Genomic DNA, 15,679 nt, shown 5'->3' on the forward strand with positions numbered 1-15,679 from the left:
ATTTCAAAATAGTAAGGAATTCTTTACTTAAAAAAAAAGGATTCTACGGCATTTTGCCGAATATATATATAAGGGGACGGCTCTTATAGTTATAGAGCAGGATAAAAAATGAATAAAAAAGAAATCATATATTGAAGTTTTACACTACGTAGTATAGACGTATTAAACAATCCTGCTCTGAGCCTGGTACGCCGTCCCGTATCGGGCTCATTTTTTTAATATAGGAGTAGGAAACTATGAAAAAACGGATAACGTTGAAAAACTTTAAAAGACCTAAAAAATGGTCAGATTATAATTACAAACAGTGGTTGAACAACTTTATGGACCTGAACAATTGGTCTCAGAACAAAGGGCGTCCTTTTGATAAGGATAAGAAGATAGGCAGAAGGCGTATAAAATATATTAATTCCTGTCTTAGTTGCAAGGTTCCTAATTACAAAAATGCAGAGCCAGAATCCATACAAAAAGCTGCGATGAGAAGGAATTCAGTAAAACTGAATAAAAAAACAGTAGAAACGCATCTTCATACCTCTGAAAAAGAATTATACTTGTATTATTGCAATTCACCTTTTACTGATTTACCTCTTTTTTGCATTGATATTGATATTCTGGTTGATGAAGAATCAGGTGAAATAGTTACGAGCAGTCAAGACCTCAAAGAAGCAGAAGAGTATATATCTACGTGCCGCATCGTCCGACTGCTCCATCACAGGTGCAGACCAGTTGCTAAGCGTGATCCCGTTGACGCCCATCTGCTCGATCCAGCAGCCGGAAACCAGGTGATGCGAGTTCTGACCCACAATCATTATACCGTTGCGGCCTGAGTTCTTGAGATGACAATTGCGAAGCGTAATCCGCTCGGCGTTGTTCATCCAGACCAGGGCATGGTCGGTGTAGCCCCATTCCTGTGCCCACCAGAAACGCGTCGGCGAGATTGCCTTTGAGTATTCGAACGCGAGGCCATCGATCTCGATGTCGTGGACAAGGCTGGTCATGGACGAGCCTTCGAAGCGGATGATGTCATCCAGGACGGGAAGCACGATGCTGAGCTTGTCGGGGTGAGCTTTTGATTGCGGGATCAGGTAGAGAACCTTTTCGGTGGTATCGAAATAGAACTCGCCGGGGGCATCGAGAAACGCGCGGTGTTCCTCAAGGAAGTATCGGGCCCTGGCCCTGTCCCCTTTCGGTTCACCGTAGGAGGGAACCATCGGTGTATCGTCCCGGTCATTGTTAAAGGTTATCTTTGCGGTTGACCGGTCGATTGCGGTGACCGAGCAGATCCAGCGGTGCCAGTCACATTTACCCCAGGGAAAGATGTTGATCTTCATGGTTCCAAAATCATCGGGCACCTTGTCGAGATCCTCCTGCACAGCAATGATCCAGCTCTCGGTCGGGGTGGCTTGCTGCTTGGTGGAGCCGGTTACGGACTTAAGGTATACGCCGGCAGCCGTGGGGAAATCAGGTTCAAATTCGTAGTTGGGGTAACGGGCCTTGCGGATGCGCTTGCCGTTTTCATAAAGCGTGTGGCAGCTCTGGATATCGGGCAGGTTTATCTTCCAGATATTGTCATCGACTTTTGACCAGCCGGTCAGGCGTCTTCCGCCGAGCAGTCTCGCCTTGCCTGGGCCGCCGCTGCTGCGGTAATATACTTTATATCCGTTATTACCCGAGTCCCGGTCAGTGAAAACTATTGCCTCATCCAGGATATAGTCACCGGCTGCCGCATGGACGGTTATATCCTGATCCATCTGGGGTATCAGCTCACGCACAGCATCGCGGGCACGGGCTATAGTCAGAAAAGGTTTTTCGCGGCTGCCGGGGTTCTCGTCAGATCCGGATGTACTTACATAAAAGTCCTGCCCGAAGCACGCAGCGGCGGAAATTAGAATTGCGGTTATTTGTGCAATAGATTTTAAACTCATCATAAACACCTTTCTGCAAATTAAGAATATAGATCTAATAGTTGTTTATTAGCGGTCTTTCCAGTAAACACTGACCCTGCACCAGCCATTATAACCTGTATGCCGGCGTTTTACAACATATTTCAGCTCGCGAAGACACCAAAAACGATCAATTACGATTCGCGGCGGTTCAAACACCTGATCTTGCCGCGAGATAAAAAAAGTGCAAACTGCTTTTGTTTATAAGGTCTTTATTAACAGGTATATATAAAACTGAGGGCGAAATAAAGAGGCGAAATAAAGGGGTTAAAACGGCGAAATAAAGGGGTTAAGACTCTTTGTTTTATAAGTTGATGTTTTACAGTTGCTTATATTTTATTTTTGAGGTTATTATTGACGATTGACGTAACTATTATAAGCTCGGATAATCACAATATTATGCCGCGTCCAAAGCGTAAATTCAAAGGCGGTTACTGTTAGCATGTACTCAACCGTTCCAACGAAAGACTGCGTATATTCAGGAAACGCGGCGACTTTCTTGCGTTAGAACAGATTATCGGGTGAATAAAGGTCGCAAATTTTTCTACCACGCAAACGCCCCTGGTGCCGGACCGGGCTTGAACGGTCTGCCCTTGTTTATATCGAATATTTCGTTGAGTTTTGCCAGTGTCTCCGGGGCAAGCTCGATCTCTGCCGCCCTCTCGAGGCCTTCGAGGTGTTCAACCTTGCGGACTCCCACTATTGGAGACGCCACAGCCGGATGAGAAAGCACCCAGGCTATCGCCACTGCATGCGCCGGCTCGCCCAGATCGCTGCATATCTTGTGGAAAGCCCCAATCTGGCTGCTGCCTTCGATACTTATGCCGTATTCATTTTCAACGTTGGCAGTACGGGTGTTGGGCTGTGATTTTGTCTTGCCGGTGAGAATTCCGCCGGCCAGCGGCATATATGGTATCGCACCGATGCCCAGCTCAAGGCACGCCGGCAGAACTTCCATTTCCGGGCCGCGGCTTAGCAGGTTGTATTGAGTCTGCTCAGAGATGATGCCAAGCCTGCCGCGGGCTGCCGCCATATTCTGGAACTTCATCAGCCCCCAGCCGGGGAAATTGCTCGTACCCATATACAGCACATCGCCGTCATCAACGAGCTTATCGAAACAGCCCCAGTACTCCTCGCCGGTGATATGCGTGTCGATGTGATGCACCTGATACAGGTCAATATGGTCGGTCTGGAGCCTGCGGAGTGAACCGGCGGCGTGTTTTCTGACCTTGTACGCGGATATGCCCGGCTCCTCGTTGGGCAGATCCCCGCCGGCCATATTGCCGAACACTTTTGTCGCCAGCACTATCCTGTCGCGCCGGCCGCCGCCCTGTGCAAGCCAGTTTCCGATTATCGTCTCACTGCCGCCGCGGTTATCCGGCCCGCCGTACATGTTGGCGGTATCAAAAAAGTTGATGCCCATCTCGAGGGCCTTGTCCATGATGGCGAAGGCCTCTTTTTCGCCGGTCGCGCTGCCGAAGTGCATCGTCCCCAGGCAAACCCGGCTGACGGTCAGATTTGAACGTCCCAGTTTTGTGTATTTCATTTTATCTCCTCTTTAAATTACTTCAATATCGCAGAGCGAAGTTTCCCCGCGGGTTATATCAATGCCCAAGCAATTGTCTGGTAATGGAATTTTTATCCTTGAGTATTTTCGAGCCGCGAGTGATTTTACAAAGGCTGATTCGCATTTTTTTTGCTATCTCACGCTGCGGCATACCCTGGTCAATCAGCTTTATGAGCTTCCAGCGTTTTTTGAATTTTTCGATTTCAGATTTGGTAAAAAGCTCCTGGAAAAATTTACCAAGCTCAGCGGGATCATCCATTTCTGCAATGATTTCCAATAAATCTTTATCATCTGACATGATCAAAACCTGTTCTAAATATGATATAAGTATAATGTCATAACTATTCTACAAATATTCAGACGTTTTAAAAGAAAATTTCGAAAAATACTCCATAATCCCTCAACAGCATCTTTCGCTAGTCAAAATAACTCTTTACAAACACTGCATGAGATATTATAATTTTGAAAAGTTTGATATATCTCTATATTGGAGAAAATGATATGATAACAGAAATTAATGGACAATTAAGTGCCGGCGATGCCAGGTTTGCTGTCGTAGTAAGCCGGTTCAACGAGCTGATAACCAGCAAGCTGCTTGGCGGCGCGATCGATTCACTCACCCGTCACGGTGCCGGCGAGGATCAGATAACCGTTATCTGGGTTCCCGGAGCGATCGAGATACCCATCACGGCTAAGCGGCTCTGCCAGAGCGGCAAGTTTGACGCGGTAATCTGTTTAGGTGCCGTAATTCGCGGCTCTACAAGCCATTATGACTATGTCTGCCAGCAGGTATCACGCGGCGTAGCACAGATAAACTACGATACCGGAGTACCGGCGGTCTTCGGCGTGCTTACATGTGAGACCATTGAGCAGGCTATTGAACGTGCCGGAACAAAAGCCGGTAACGCCGGCGCAAATGCCGCTGTCGGCGCGATAGAAATGGTAAACGTTCTTCGTGAGATAGATGAGACTCTGTAAATAATCGCGGCCGACGCAGGCCGGTTAGCTGTTTATGCTCTTTTTAAATATCAAAAGGATGGAAATATAGTGGACAAAAGGACCAAGGCCAGAGAAATAGCCATGCAGGCTTTGTTTCAGCTTGATGTGCAGGGAGACCGCGTTCTTGACTGTATTGACGGTTTTATAAAAGAAAACTGCCAGGAAGAGCTTTCCGAACAGCTCGCCCGGGAGTGGTGTATGGGAACCAGGCAGCACATCGCAGAATGTGACCGGATTATCGAAAAAGCCGCCCCGAGATGGCGAATCCAGAGAATCGAACTTCTGGAGAGAAACATACTTCGGCTGAGCTGTTATCAGCTGCTCAAATGCAGTGAGATACCCTCCAAGGTAGTGATCAACGAGGCTATAGAGATGGCCAAGAGATACGGCTCCGCGCGTTCACCGGCATTTGTAAACGGCGTTATGGACGCGGTACACCGAATAATAAACGAAGAGAAGAGAGACGCAAAAACACCGGATATACAATCCGTTTCGGCAGGCGCGGAGATAGCACAGTGAGAAAAATCGCAGTCCTAAACCAGAAAGGCGGTGTCGGCAAGACCACAACCGTCGTCAACGTTGCCGCCGCACTGGCAGACCGCAGAAAACGCGTACTGGTGATAGATCTCGACCCGCAGGCCCACCTTACAATACACCTTGGCGTTGACCCGGAGAATATCGAATACGGGCTTTACGAGCTGCTCATTGGCCATTGCGAGCCGCACCAGGCGGTTGTCGAAGTCCGCGAAAACATCAGCCTTATCGGGGCGCATATCGACCTGGTAGGCACAGAAAGTGAGCTTGGCGGCGTTGACAACCGGGAGCAGAGACTCAAAAACGCCCTTGAGCCGCTGGAAAACGATTTTGATTATCTTCTCATCGACTGCCCTCCCTCACTGGGGCTGCTCAGTTTAAACGCGCTGGCGGCGGTTACTGAGATAATCATACCTCTCGTGCCGCATTTTCTCGCCCTGCAGGGACTTGGAAAACTCTTCGAGACGGTAATGCTGATAAATCAGCGGATAAATCCCCGGCTCAAAGTCAGCGGCATCCTGCTCTGTATGTTCGACTCGAGGACTTCGCTCAGCGGCGAGGTAAAAAACGATATCGACCAGTTCCTCGACGCGGCACGCGGCACAGATGCCCCTTGGGCCGATGCCCAGATAATGCCGATTGAGATACGAAGAAACATAAAGCTCGCAGAAGCACCGAGTTACGGCCAGACAATCTTTGAGTATGAGCCAAACTGCAACGGGGCTGTGGACTATATGCAGATCGCGGCGTTTATTCTCGGCACCCAAAAGCCGCAAAGGCAACCCCGGCAGCCGGCAAACGACCGGATAAACCCGCTTATAAGAGCCCTCTCAAAAGCGTCAGAGGCACATCAGAAAGCAGAAACAGACAGCCGGGATATAGATGAAAACAAGTCTCAAATTTAAAAGTCTAATGTTATTTTTGCTGAATATTTTGTAATAACCTCTATAAGGTAAATTGGTGTGGAATTTTAATGAAATTAAAGAAATAAAATATAAAGGCGGATATATTTATCACATAGAGTTTGATGATTCTATCAAAGGTGACATTGATTTCTCATCTTACCTTGATAAAGGACCTGTATTTAAGCCCTTGGCTGACATTGATTTCTTTAAAAGTGCAAGGATAGATGGCGGTACAATAGTTTGGCCAAATGGTGTAGATATAGCTCCAGAAACGCTGTACGAAAAATTACAGAATTAAACCGAAGTCACCGGACAACCAGAGGATTCAGTAATGCCAACCATAAAAGATGTTATAGTTAGAAAACCCAGTGAGCAGGAAAAACAGGAATGTCTTCAGTGGCCGACATGGTCAAGCGGTGTAAGTAAGTTTGACTGGGAATACACCCAGAGAGAAACCTGCCTGGTCATGGAGGGCAGGGTTACCGTTTACAGCCCTGACCAGAGAGAATCTGTGTCATTCGGCGCCGGAGATATGGTTATTTTCCCCAATGACCTTGCCTGTATATGGGATGTAAAAGAGCCGGTGCTCAAACATTATAACTTCAGTTAAAGCATCCGGCATATAAGAAAACTATCATCGCGGAGCAGAATAATGAATGATATCCGCTTGAAACGGCGATTCATTAATTACAAAAAGGCATTTGCCGGACTTGCTGACGCGGTCGCGCTCGCCGAAAAGCGGGAACTTTCCGACCTGGAAAAACAGGGAATTATACAGAGCTTTGAGTTTGCACACGAACTGGCCTGGAATGTACTTAAGGATTATCTTGAGCACAAGGGCTACACCAACATTATCGGCTCACGGGATGCAAGCCGCACAGCTTTTAAGAACAGTCTCATACAGGATGGAGACGCCTGAATGAAAATGATCATGGATCGAAACAAAACATCCCACACCTATGATATGAATACAGCCGACGATGTAGTGAAAATATCATAAAGGCGTTTTATCCGACGTTCAAAAAACTGCTTGATAATTTCAACGCCCTATACACAGAGGAGGATACTGATTGAGGTTCGGGCTCAAAGATTTGGATATCAGCAGAATACAAGGTGTATTAAAAGACTTTCCGAATGTGCAGCGGGCTATGATCTACGGCTCAAGAGCAATGGGTACCTATAAAAGAGGCTCTGACATTGACCTTGCACTATACGGCAAATCACTCAACCCTGATGAGATAGGCAGAATAAGAATCCAACTCGACGACCTAAAGTCAACATACGTGTCCACGGTGAGCTTGAAAGAAGCAGTATCCTCTCACTCATAGGGCCGCAAAACGTGCTCAAGTCGTTTAATGAATCACTCGAACGGGCAAAACAGCTCGTGGTGGATAACTGAGAATTGCCGCGGCCGGCAGGGCTGTCTTGTGAGCTGTATCCGGAACATGGCGATGTTTCGCAATCCGTTTCAGCAGAGATAACTCGCCGCAGACTCTTAACACAGAGAAGATTCTTCACTCTCGGGTGCGAGAGCTTGTTTGCTCTGCCGGCGTGATTGAGCCCTTGCATAGACAATATCTGCCGTAATCAGAATCGCCAGTATAGCAAAACATGCCGGTATAACGAAAAATGACATTCGCAGCCCGCCGATGTTGCCCAGCAGCCCCATCAGCCAGGTAATTACCCCGCAGCCGGGTATGCCGGCGCATGAAAGCAGGATAAAAATCATTGTCGTATCGCGTTCGTGCAGACGGTTAGTTGAATAGCTCTGAACGCTCGGCCAGAACGGAGCAACACAAACCCCTGTCAGAAACAGCAGAACAAACAAAACCCAAAGCCCCTGTACAAACGGCAGCGCAAGTGTAATCAAGGCCGCTGATGCCGCGGAATATGCCACCAGGTATTTGAGTTGATGCTGTTTTATGAAGAATCCCCAGCCAGACCTGCCAAGAAACATCCCCCCTGCAAAACATGCCGTTCCAACACCGCCCGCCCAGGCGGCACTGACGAAGTTTAGCTGTATAAAGCTCGCCGTCCAGAAGGTAATGCCGAACTCGCCGCCGCCGGCGAAGAACATCGCCGCAAAAAACAGCCAGAAATGCCTGGTGGTGATTATGTCTTTGGCATGGTTTAAGGTTATACTCCAGTGAATTCTTTCCGGGTGGTCAGGGTATTCTTTGCCTTCGCGCTGCGGTGCCAGATATATCAATGATGTCAGAATAGAAAGCCCCGCGGCACTTGCCAGCAGAACCCGCCATGAAACACCCATGGAAAGCAAAGCTCCAACGACAAGAACCGTAACAACAACCCCCACAGACCAGAACGAATGGGTAAAGTTGATATACCTGCCCGGTTCATCGGTGTGCAGATCCTGAATAAACGGCGTAGCAAGACCCTCTATAACACCCTCGCCCATACCGGCTATCGACATGGCAATAAAAAGAATCCAGTACGAGGGTGATATAGCGCAAGTCATTATCCCAATGCCCATTACCAGAACCGAAAGCCCCATTGTCCATCGTTTGCCGATATGCCCCGCGATAAAGCCGCACGACAGCATTATCAGCAGCATTGAGATTGTCCTGCCCAGCTGCATCGCTCCGCCGGCGGTCATGCCGCCCTCTTCCAGCGAGAATCCAAGCTCTGCCGCAAGCGGTACAAGTGAAACGGGCAAAATCACCGAACACGCGGCATAGGCGAAGAAGCATATAAAAGAGGCATAGTCGTATCTGCCAAAACGCAATCGAGCCACGCTACTGCTCCACGTTTACAGGGTTAACATCTTTCCTCAGCCGCCGCAAAAGCCCAAGAGCCATTATCCCCTGCGCCAGGGACAGCAGAGGCACTGACCACAGCGCCGCCCTGAGGCCGATAAAGTCGGCGGCAAAAGTCATCAACAGCAGCATCATGCTGGCGATTCCCCATGCCCCGCCGACTGCTAAGCCCATTCTCTGGCCGAGTTTCAGCCCTCGCGCAGCCTTGCAAAGCGTGACAAGCAGCGGATAGGTAGAACCGGCCAGAAGCCCGGCAGGCAGCAGAAGGATTATCGCCCAGGACCAATCCATCAGCAGCATATATGCCGCGTAAAACGGAAAACCGGCAAACGCGATCAAGGCAACTGTCTCGAGTTCACCCTTTTTATGGGCTATCACCGCCCAGAGCATTGAGCCCGCACCGAATCCTATGCCGTGCAGCATAACAGCCTTGCCGCCGTAAGTAAGGGCGAAGTTTTTCTCCGCCAGCAGTGTCGGCAGCAGTCCTATAAATATACTCGCCACAGATGCCGAGGCGAACACGATCGGAGTTATCCGCCAAATGCTGGGATGCTCTGACGCGGCAGTCCCGGGTTTGGCGGCGGGCAGGGAGTCTTCTGTCGCAAGCCGCAGCCGCGAGGCGTATATCAAAACAAGACAGATAATCGGGATTACCGACATTGCCCAAAGCCCTGGTATCCCCCAGCGGCTTACAAGCCCTGAAGCAATCCAGCCGCCCGCTGAGAAGCCTACAAAACCGAGAGTTACGAAAGCCGCGGAGGCTATCGGGGTGGGTATCAGAGGTATCGAGTAGAGGCTGCGCATAGATTCGGGATGGCTCAGCCCCACACCCAGAGCGATCAGCGACCATACGAGCATCAGCGGATAAAATGAGCCTTCCGTCTTTATAGCCGGCACAACGGCTATCAGAAACAGCATCATTATACCAATCGGTATCAGAAGCGGCTTAGTCTGGCGTTCTCTAAGGTGCCCGACGAGCAGCTGGATGCCGTTGCAGATGATGTTGAACACGCTTAGGATTATCACGCCCTGCTTGACGCTGAGACCGAAGTGCGAATTCAGAGCGGGCAATATCACCGGCAGCGAGCCGGGAAAGGTATCCAGTAGAAAATGCATCACACTCAACGATGAGAGCTGAAGAGTTGGAATGGTAAATCTTTTAATCATTGAGCCTGCGGCTTTTCCCGGGTTGCCCCGCCTTTCATACCATCTACTTTGGGAATTTCAAGCCTGTCAGGCGGTCATAACACTCTATGTATTTATCGCTTGTCTTAGAAATGACATCTTCGGGCAGTTCAATGCCTGCACCGGATTTGTCGAAGTTTATGCTTTCCAGGTAGTTACGCACAAACTGCTTGTCGAAGCTCTCCTGGTCGCGGCCGACTTCGTATTTATCTGCCGGCCAGAAACGGGATGAATCAGGCGTGAGAACCTCATCAACGAGGATTATCTGACCGTCGTATAGACCCCATTCAAATTTAGTGTCGGCAAGGATTATTCCCTTTTCGAGGGCAAACTCACCGGCTTTTTCGAAGATATTCAGGCTCTTGCGCTCAATATACTCCGCGGCTTCCTCGCCGATAAGCTCAACCGTTTTATCGATGGTGATATCCATGTCATGCTCACCGATCTCGGCCTTGGTCGTGGGAGTAAACAGCGGCCGCGGCAGTTTTTCACACTGTTGCAGGCCGGCGGGCAATTTACGTCCGCAGATCTCGCCATCCTTTTGATAACTCTTCCAGCCTGAACCGGTTATGTAACCGCGGATGATGCACTCAACCGGCATTACACGCGCCTTTTTGACCATCATGGAGCGGCCCTCGAGCTGATCGCCGTGGTCGCAGAACGGCGCCGGGTACTGGCTGATATCGTCTGTTATGAAATGATTTTCAATCTCGTCGGCGAAAAACTCAAACCAGAATTTGGATATCTGCGCCAGAACTGCGCCTTTATATGGTATGCCGCTTTTCATTATTACGTCAAACGCACTTATTCTGTCCGTAGCGACAATTATCAGATTGTCTCCTAAGTCGTATATATCCCTTACTTTACCTCTAATTGGGTTTGTGCCTGGTATATTGGTTTCAAGAACTGCTCTTGCCATAACAATATGCCTTTCGTTTACATTGAACATAATAATAAGCGGCCGGCCAATCAGTTAATAACCGACATATCGGGCATATATTAAGCAAATACGCCCCGATAGTCAAGACCGGCTTTTATTAAGCAAAAAATAGTACCCGTCTTTTACCCTGGAGTGCCGCGCCAAAAACCGGCGCGGCACCGCTTTGTAATTCTGCTGCGGCGAAATATGATGCACGGCGTATAAAAGCTCACGATGCCTCGCTTCCATCGTCGACCCGCGTAATCCCAAAAAAGACTGCTCGACGGACAATATCGCCGACTGAATTTAAATTGACAGCAAGCATATCAATGATATATCAGGACATAGTAACATGGTATTCAAAACGACAAGTTTAATGCCAAAAGATTTTTATAAAGCTCTATCTTGAATTTAGTTACAGAAAAATTACCTACCCCTCATTCTTTCAGAAAACAGGTTCCTTTGTTGCACAGGTCAGAGGTAATGACAAAATCCATACCCTCGCAGAGCTTGCCCATCTTCATGTTTTTGTAGTCGATAATGTATAATCCTCCGCGGGCCTCGCATATAAGCTCGCTGCTACCCGGCAGAAAACCACACTCTGTAAAACTGCACCAATAATAAGGGACAAGAAAATGGCTGTCATTTATGCGGATATGATATGAAGGATCTTCGGAGTTTGTGACCGCGAATGCTCCCCAGCCAGATACAGCGGAAACATTGTAACTGTTGTAACTGTCAGATTTAAATTCTGTATTGCGGGAAAGATACGAATCTGAACCTATCCGACCATAAGACATGCAAAGCATTTCGGGCTCTATATTTATGACTGATTCACAAGCCAGAATATCGTTACCTCCAATTCTCACACGGGTGTATTTCCAGCTGTTTTGGTCAGAAGCAGCATTTTTTAAATAAAGTATATTATTTTTAGAACCCCAGGCAATTGTTATACCGAAACCGCGGATATCTTTTTCGATAGTCTTGCCGGTTAAGGTATCATAGATGAACAGGGTGTAGTAATCCGGCTCATTTTTATCTTTGGTCAGATTGTACCCCCCCTTTAAAGGCATACATACAGCGGCCCGTTCACCGCCTGGACTGATGGCGACCGATTGAGCCGAAGAGAATTTGCCGGCGGCTATGTTTCTTATTGGTGCGAATGTCGCTCCCTTGTCATGTTTGCTGCGCCAGGCAAGTTTTTTTTCGCCGGTCTCAATGTTGTGGTGGTGAAGCTCATACCCGTCAGTCCATGAAATGAAGCATTTTAAATCCTCGCAGAGCAGGTAGTTTTCAATCTTATCATTGAAAACCACCTTTCTATTCATGCCATCAGTCAAAATCGACATCAGTTTCCCGTCAGTACTGAGATAATAAACTATCTTCGCCGGCTTTTGCGACCAAGCTGTATCATCTACGATATTTCGTAGGGGTTTTGGAGGTCTTGCATGATAATAGTGCATTGGAACGGCAATGCAGTAACTAAGGAGGTTTGCAGTAAGGATCGTTTTAAAAATAACTTTCGTATTAATGCCTTCTTTACGGAATAATATCATTGCCTTGGCCGCTATGAACTCTATTGTAACGGTTGCAAAGAGCAGGATAGCATAGCATATCAATGCGGTTGGAAATACCAGGTTTACGTACTGAATCAGGTCTTCAGGATTGGGCAGGATAGCGGTGGCTGCTGAGCCTACAAAAAAAGTTGCGGCACCTCCGGCAACTGTAGAAAGCAAATTGATTGTAAATACCAGAAAAAATGCTTTACCCATTTTTAGTTTGAAAAACGATTTGCAGACCCAAGTCTCGATCAGCAGGCATAAAGCGACAACAACAGGCCACATAAGCGAATTGGGGAGAATAATAAAAAACGGAAAGATTACATTCGCAAGCATATCAGATCTCATCTTTACTACATTTCTACATTGACTCAAAAAAGGGCGAAGGGTAAACAATTACCAATTCGGGAAACAGGCGACAGTGGGGCTGTTAAAAAAGCCGCCGCTATCTGTATAATATAAAGATAGTATATTTTGTTAGATAATTCAACTGTTAATTTCGTTGGAGCATTTTAAGTTAAAGAAAGGGTGTCAGTTAAAGAAAGGGTGTCTGACACCTTTTCTCTTTAAACAACTTTATATTCCTTATTAATAGGAACTTACACTCATATCTTTGGCCTTCCAATAGGCTTTATGGAGGACTCCAGTCCCAGTTTTGCGGCGGTTTGTCTCGTCCATTCAGGATCACCGAAGGGAGCACCCCTGCGGATTGAATTCTGTATCTTTTTTTCCGGCATCTCCGGCAGATTATCAAATCCATCTACCCAGCCGTCTCCAAGCTCAATTATCGGCTTGCACAGCTTAAACGGTTTTTTGCTGCCGGTGCGTATCGCCAGGCTGCTCCACTGCCAGTCAACCGCCCTTGAAACAAGCTTTGCTTTTTGCGGGTTGGCCTCTACATATCGCATCAGTGTCCGGTAATACTTGTTGCTCTGGACGGGAAAACTCCTGTAACGCCCCTGGTAAACGTGGCCAATGCCGACTGTGCCGTGCGCCCTGTGCCATCGGTGCGAATGTGTGCCGGTAAGCCACTTCATAAACTCGCTGAGGTCGCCGTCAAGGCGGGGCTGGACAACCAGATGCCAGTGGTTTCCCATGACACAATAGCCGTGCAGCCGCATATCAACCCTGTCTATGGCCTCGGCAAGAACGTTCTCGAACGCCTCAAAATCCCCCGGCTTCTTAAATATCCGCAACCGACCGTTAGCACGATTAAAGCAGTGATAGACTATCCCACCCAATACTTTCCGTTTCGATCTCATAAGCTCCGCCTTCAAAATACCAACATAACAATTACAATTTAAAACATTACGTGAAACATTATATTCTAGTCTTTTGTCATTATACTATATAAATAAGTGATTTAAAACTTTTTTTCAATAAAAGGGGTCAGACACCCTTTGTTTTTTTGAATGAACAACCGGTGGTCTTTTAGCGTTTACATTCATGCAAGAGTGTATAGTATTCAGTTAAACGAAAACGACAGAGACTCATTTAACTGTGCCATCGCAGAGCGGGATAGAAGGTTATAAATATTTACGTTGAAATTATTGAAAAATCAAGTAACTTATGAACCTTAAGTAGAATAAAAACTATCATGGGCGATGCCCCGGAAGGTATATACTGAAAAATGCTGCCAATCGGAACAAATATAAAGCTGACAACGCGGCCGACCGCTAACTATGTGCTTATCGCAATTAATATAGTGATCTTTCTGCTCAGCTACAGCCCGCACCTGGAAGTGGTTCGTGTGCCGCACCCTGAATATGAAAATCTCTACTACAACCAGACGGTTAAACAGCCGCTGAGAGAGTGGGCTCAGCCGTTTCGGTTTGATCCGGAAAATTTCAGGCCCGCCGGACTTATCGGCTATCAGTTTCTCCACGCAAACTTTATGCACATACTGGGTAACATGTATTTTCTGTACTTTTTCGGCAACGCGGTAAACAGCCGACTCGGACATAAAAAGTATGTAATATTTTACCTTATCGGCGGGGTTATCGCCGGACTTGGACACGCCCTGTTCAGCAACAGTCCGGTAATCGGCGCCAGCGGCGCGGTAGCCGCGGTTACAGGGGCATTCCTGGCATTGTTCCCAAAGGCGTTAGTACAGGTGGTTTACTGGTTTATATTTATCGGCTCAATCGAAATACCCGCTATATGGTTCATCGGGCTCAAGCTGATATTCCTGGATAACATACTCGCTTCGCAGTACTACGCGACAAATGTTGCCTATGACGCCCACCTTGCCGGCTACGCTGCGGGGATACTGGGAATACTGGCAATGCTGCATTTTAAGGTTATCAGCGGAAGCCATTTTGATCTCTACAGCATGATCGACCGCAAACGACGGCGACTTGAGTACAAAAAAGCCGCCGACGAATATAACCCCTTTACCGGCAACACCGCCGACGGCAAGGGTACCGCCTTCAAAGGGTTCAAGAATGCCAAAGATGCCGAATTTGAAGACAAAAACAGCGAAAACGATAACGACAGCAGCATAGACCAGCTGCGGCTGAAAATAAGCGCAGAAATGACCATGGGCAACCGCTCAAGAGCCGGAGAACTTTACGAAAAGCTCATCAAAAGAGACTCCGCGCAGATAATGCCGCTCAGGTGTCAGCTTGACCTGGCAAACCAGCTTATGAGCGACAGCAAATGGGAAACCGCCGCGGACGCGTATTTGAAGCTCACCCTGCACCACCCTACTTATGAACACATCGAACAGATACACCTTATGCTGGGCATTCTGTATTCGAGATATCTGGACAAACCGCAGCAGGCCAAAGAATATCTGAGAAAATCGCTTGAAAAACTGCACGACGAGAAACAGATAGAATTGTGCAAGGCGGAGCTGGAAAAACTCTAAGCCGCAGAGAGCAGAATTGTAGAGAAAATTCATGAATTTTCTCCTGCCGCTCATGCGCATTTAGACGCTAAACAAACCTCGACAGACTTTTGCGCCCTGCTCCGGCACTCTTTACGTTTTACTGCGAATTCACGTTTTGAGAGAATTCGTGAATTAGACGCTAAACAAACCTCAACAGTCTTTTGCGCCCTTCTCCGGCACTCTTTACGTTTTACTGCAAATTCACGTTTTGAGAGAATTCGTGAATTAGACGCGAAACAAACCTCGACAATCTTTTGCGCCCTGCTCCGGCAGTCTTTACGTTTTACTGCAAATTCACGTTTTGAGAGAATTCGTGAATTCTCTCTACGGGGGGGCAAGCAGGATCTTGGCTAAAGAGACCTATGCTATGCGGATCTACGCGGGGCGGCTATACACGGGGGCGATTT

The 15,679-nt window shown here is 47.7% G+C and carries 16 protein-coding genes; 8 read left to right on the top strand and 8 right to left on the bottom strand.

Annotated features, from left to right (window positions below; translation table 11 throughout):
• Window positions 1-623: 623 nt before the first annotated feature.
• The 3 genes from SMSP2_RS07665 to SMSP2_RS07675 all read right to left on the bottom strand — a co-directional run bounded on the left by SMSP2_RS07665 (window position 624) and on the right by SMSP2_RS07675 (window position 3,805).
• Window positions 624-1,925 (bottom strand): right-handed parallel beta-helix repeat-containing protein, encoded by a 1,302-nt coding sequence (locus tag SMSP2_RS07665; RefSeq protein WP_146683392.1) that lies wholly within the window; start codon window positions 1,923-1,925, stop codon window positions 624-626.
• 559 nt (window positions 1,926-2,484) lie between these two features.
• Window positions 2,485-3,486 carry an aldo/keto reductase gene (locus SMSP2_RS07670; RefSeq protein WP_146683393.1) on the bottom strand — a complete coding sequence of 334 codons (1,002 nt, stop codon included), beginning with the start codon at window positions 3,484-3,486 and terminating at the stop codon, window positions 2,485-2,487.
• A 58-nt stretch (window positions 3,487-3,544) separates the two neighbouring features.
• Complete coding sequence (locus SMSP2_RS07675; protein ID WP_146683394.1) at window positions 3,545-3,805, bottom strand: Trp family transcriptional regulator; 261 nt, start codon at window positions 3,803-3,805, stop codon at window positions 3,545-3,547.
• 203 nt (window positions 3,806-4,008) lie between these two features.
• Between SMSP2_RS07675 and ribH the strand changes: the two genes are divergently transcribed.
• The 7 genes from ribH to SMSP2_RS07710 all read left to right on the top strand — a co-directional run bounded on the left by ribH (window position 4,009) and on the right by SMSP2_RS07710 (window position 7,273).
• Window positions 4,009-4,485, top strand: coding sequence for a 6,7-dimethyl-8-ribityllumazine synthase (ribH, locus tag SMSP2_RS07680; protein ID WP_146683395.1), 477 nt, complete (start codon window positions 4,009-4,011; stop codon window positions 4,483-4,485).
• 69 nt (window positions 4,486-4,554) lie between these two features.
• The gene (gene nusB, locus SMSP2_RS07685) at window positions 4,555-5,025 is read left to right on the top strand and encodes a transcription antitermination factor NusB (RefSeq protein WP_146683396.1); all 471 of its coding nucleotides are present in this window, start codon (window positions 4,555-4,557) and stop codon (window positions 5,023-5,025) included.
• On the top strand, window positions 5,022-5,945 hold the full coding sequence (locus SMSP2_RS07690; protein WP_146683397.1) for a ParA family protein: 924 nt from the start codon (window positions 5,022-5,024) through the stop codon (window positions 5,943-5,945). Before nusB ends, SMSP2_RS07690 begins: the two co-directional genes overlap by 4 nt.
• A 55-nt stretch (window positions 5,946-6,000) precedes the next feature.
• Window positions 6,001-6,243: a DUF2442 domain-containing protein gene (locus SMSP2_RS07695; RefSeq protein WP_146683398.1), complete on the top strand. Its 243-nt coding sequence runs from the start codon at window positions 6,001-6,003 to the stop codon at window positions 6,241-6,243.
• 33 nt (window positions 6,244-6,276) lie between these two features.
• Window positions 6,277-6,555, top strand: a complete 279-nt coding sequence (locus SMSP2_RS07700; RefSeq protein ID WP_146683399.1) for a cupin domain-containing protein — start codon at window positions 6,277-6,279, stop codon at window positions 6,553-6,555.
• A gap of 42 nt (window positions 6,556-6,597) precedes the next feature.
• Complete coding sequence (locus tag SMSP2_RS14995; RefSeq protein WP_222566301.1) at window positions 6,598-6,864, top strand: nucleotidyltransferase substrate binding protein; 267 nt, start codon at window positions 6,598-6,600, stop codon at window positions 6,862-6,864.
• 151 nt (window positions 6,865-7,015) lie between these two features.
• Window positions 7,016-7,273, top strand: a complete 258-nt coding sequence (locus SMSP2_RS07710) for a nucleotidyltransferase domain-containing protein (protein ID WP_222566302.1) — start codon at window positions 7,016-7,018, stop codon at window positions 7,271-7,273.
• Window positions 7,274-7,440: 167 nt separating this feature from the next.
• On the opposite strand, the gene SMSP2_RS07715 is transcribed toward SMSP2_RS07710, so the two are convergent.
• The 5 genes from SMSP2_RS07715 to SMSP2_RS07735 all read right to left on the bottom strand — a co-directional run bounded on the left by SMSP2_RS07715 (window position 7,441) and on the right by SMSP2_RS07735 (window position 13,644).
• Window positions 7,441-8,697: an MFS transporter gene (locus SMSP2_RS07715; RefSeq protein WP_146683400.1), complete on the bottom strand. Its 1,257-nt coding sequence runs from the start codon at window positions 8,695-8,697 to the stop codon at window positions 7,441-7,443.
• 1 nt (window position 8,698) lies between these two features.
• Complete coding sequence (locus SMSP2_RS07720; protein ID WP_146683401.1) at window positions 8,699-9,886, bottom strand: MFS transporter; 1,188 nt, start codon at window positions 9,884-9,886, stop codon at window positions 8,699-8,701.
• Between the two features lie 43 nt (window positions 9,887-9,929).
• Entirely contained in the window at window positions 9,930-10,823 is an 894-nt protein-coding gene (locus SMSP2_RS07725) for a phosphoribosylaminoimidazolesuccinocarboxamide synthase (RefSeq protein WP_146683402.1), read from the bottom strand.
• A gap of 437 nt (window positions 10,824-11,260) precedes the next feature.
• Complete coding sequence (locus SMSP2_RS07730; RefSeq protein ID WP_146683403.1) at window positions 11,261-12,718, bottom strand: hypothetical protein; 1,458 nt, start codon at window positions 12,716-12,718, stop codon at window positions 11,261-11,263.
• Window positions 12,719-12,987: 269 nt separating this feature from the next.
• On the bottom strand, window positions 12,988-13,644 hold the full coding sequence (locus SMSP2_RS07735) for a transposase (protein ID WP_146683404.1): 657 nt from the start codon (window positions 13,642-13,644) through the stop codon (window positions 12,988-12,990).
• Between the two features lie 368 nt (window positions 13,645-14,012).
• On the opposite strand from SMSP2_RS07735, the gene SMSP2_RS07740 reads away from it, so the two are divergent.
• The gene (locus SMSP2_RS07740; RefSeq protein ID WP_146683405.1) at window positions 14,013-15,251 is read left to right on the top strand and encodes a rhomboid family intramembrane serine protease; all 1,239 of its coding nucleotides are present in this window, start codon (window positions 14,013-14,015) and stop codon (window positions 15,249-15,251) included.
• Window positions 15,252-15,679 lie beyond the last annotated feature (428 nt).

It is taken from the genome of Limihaloglobus sulfuriphilus, assembly GCF_001999965.1.
GTDB classification, from domain to species: domain Bacteria; phylum Planctomycetota; class Phycisphaerae; order Sedimentisphaerales; family Sedimentisphaeraceae; genus Limihaloglobus; species Limihaloglobus sulfuriphilus.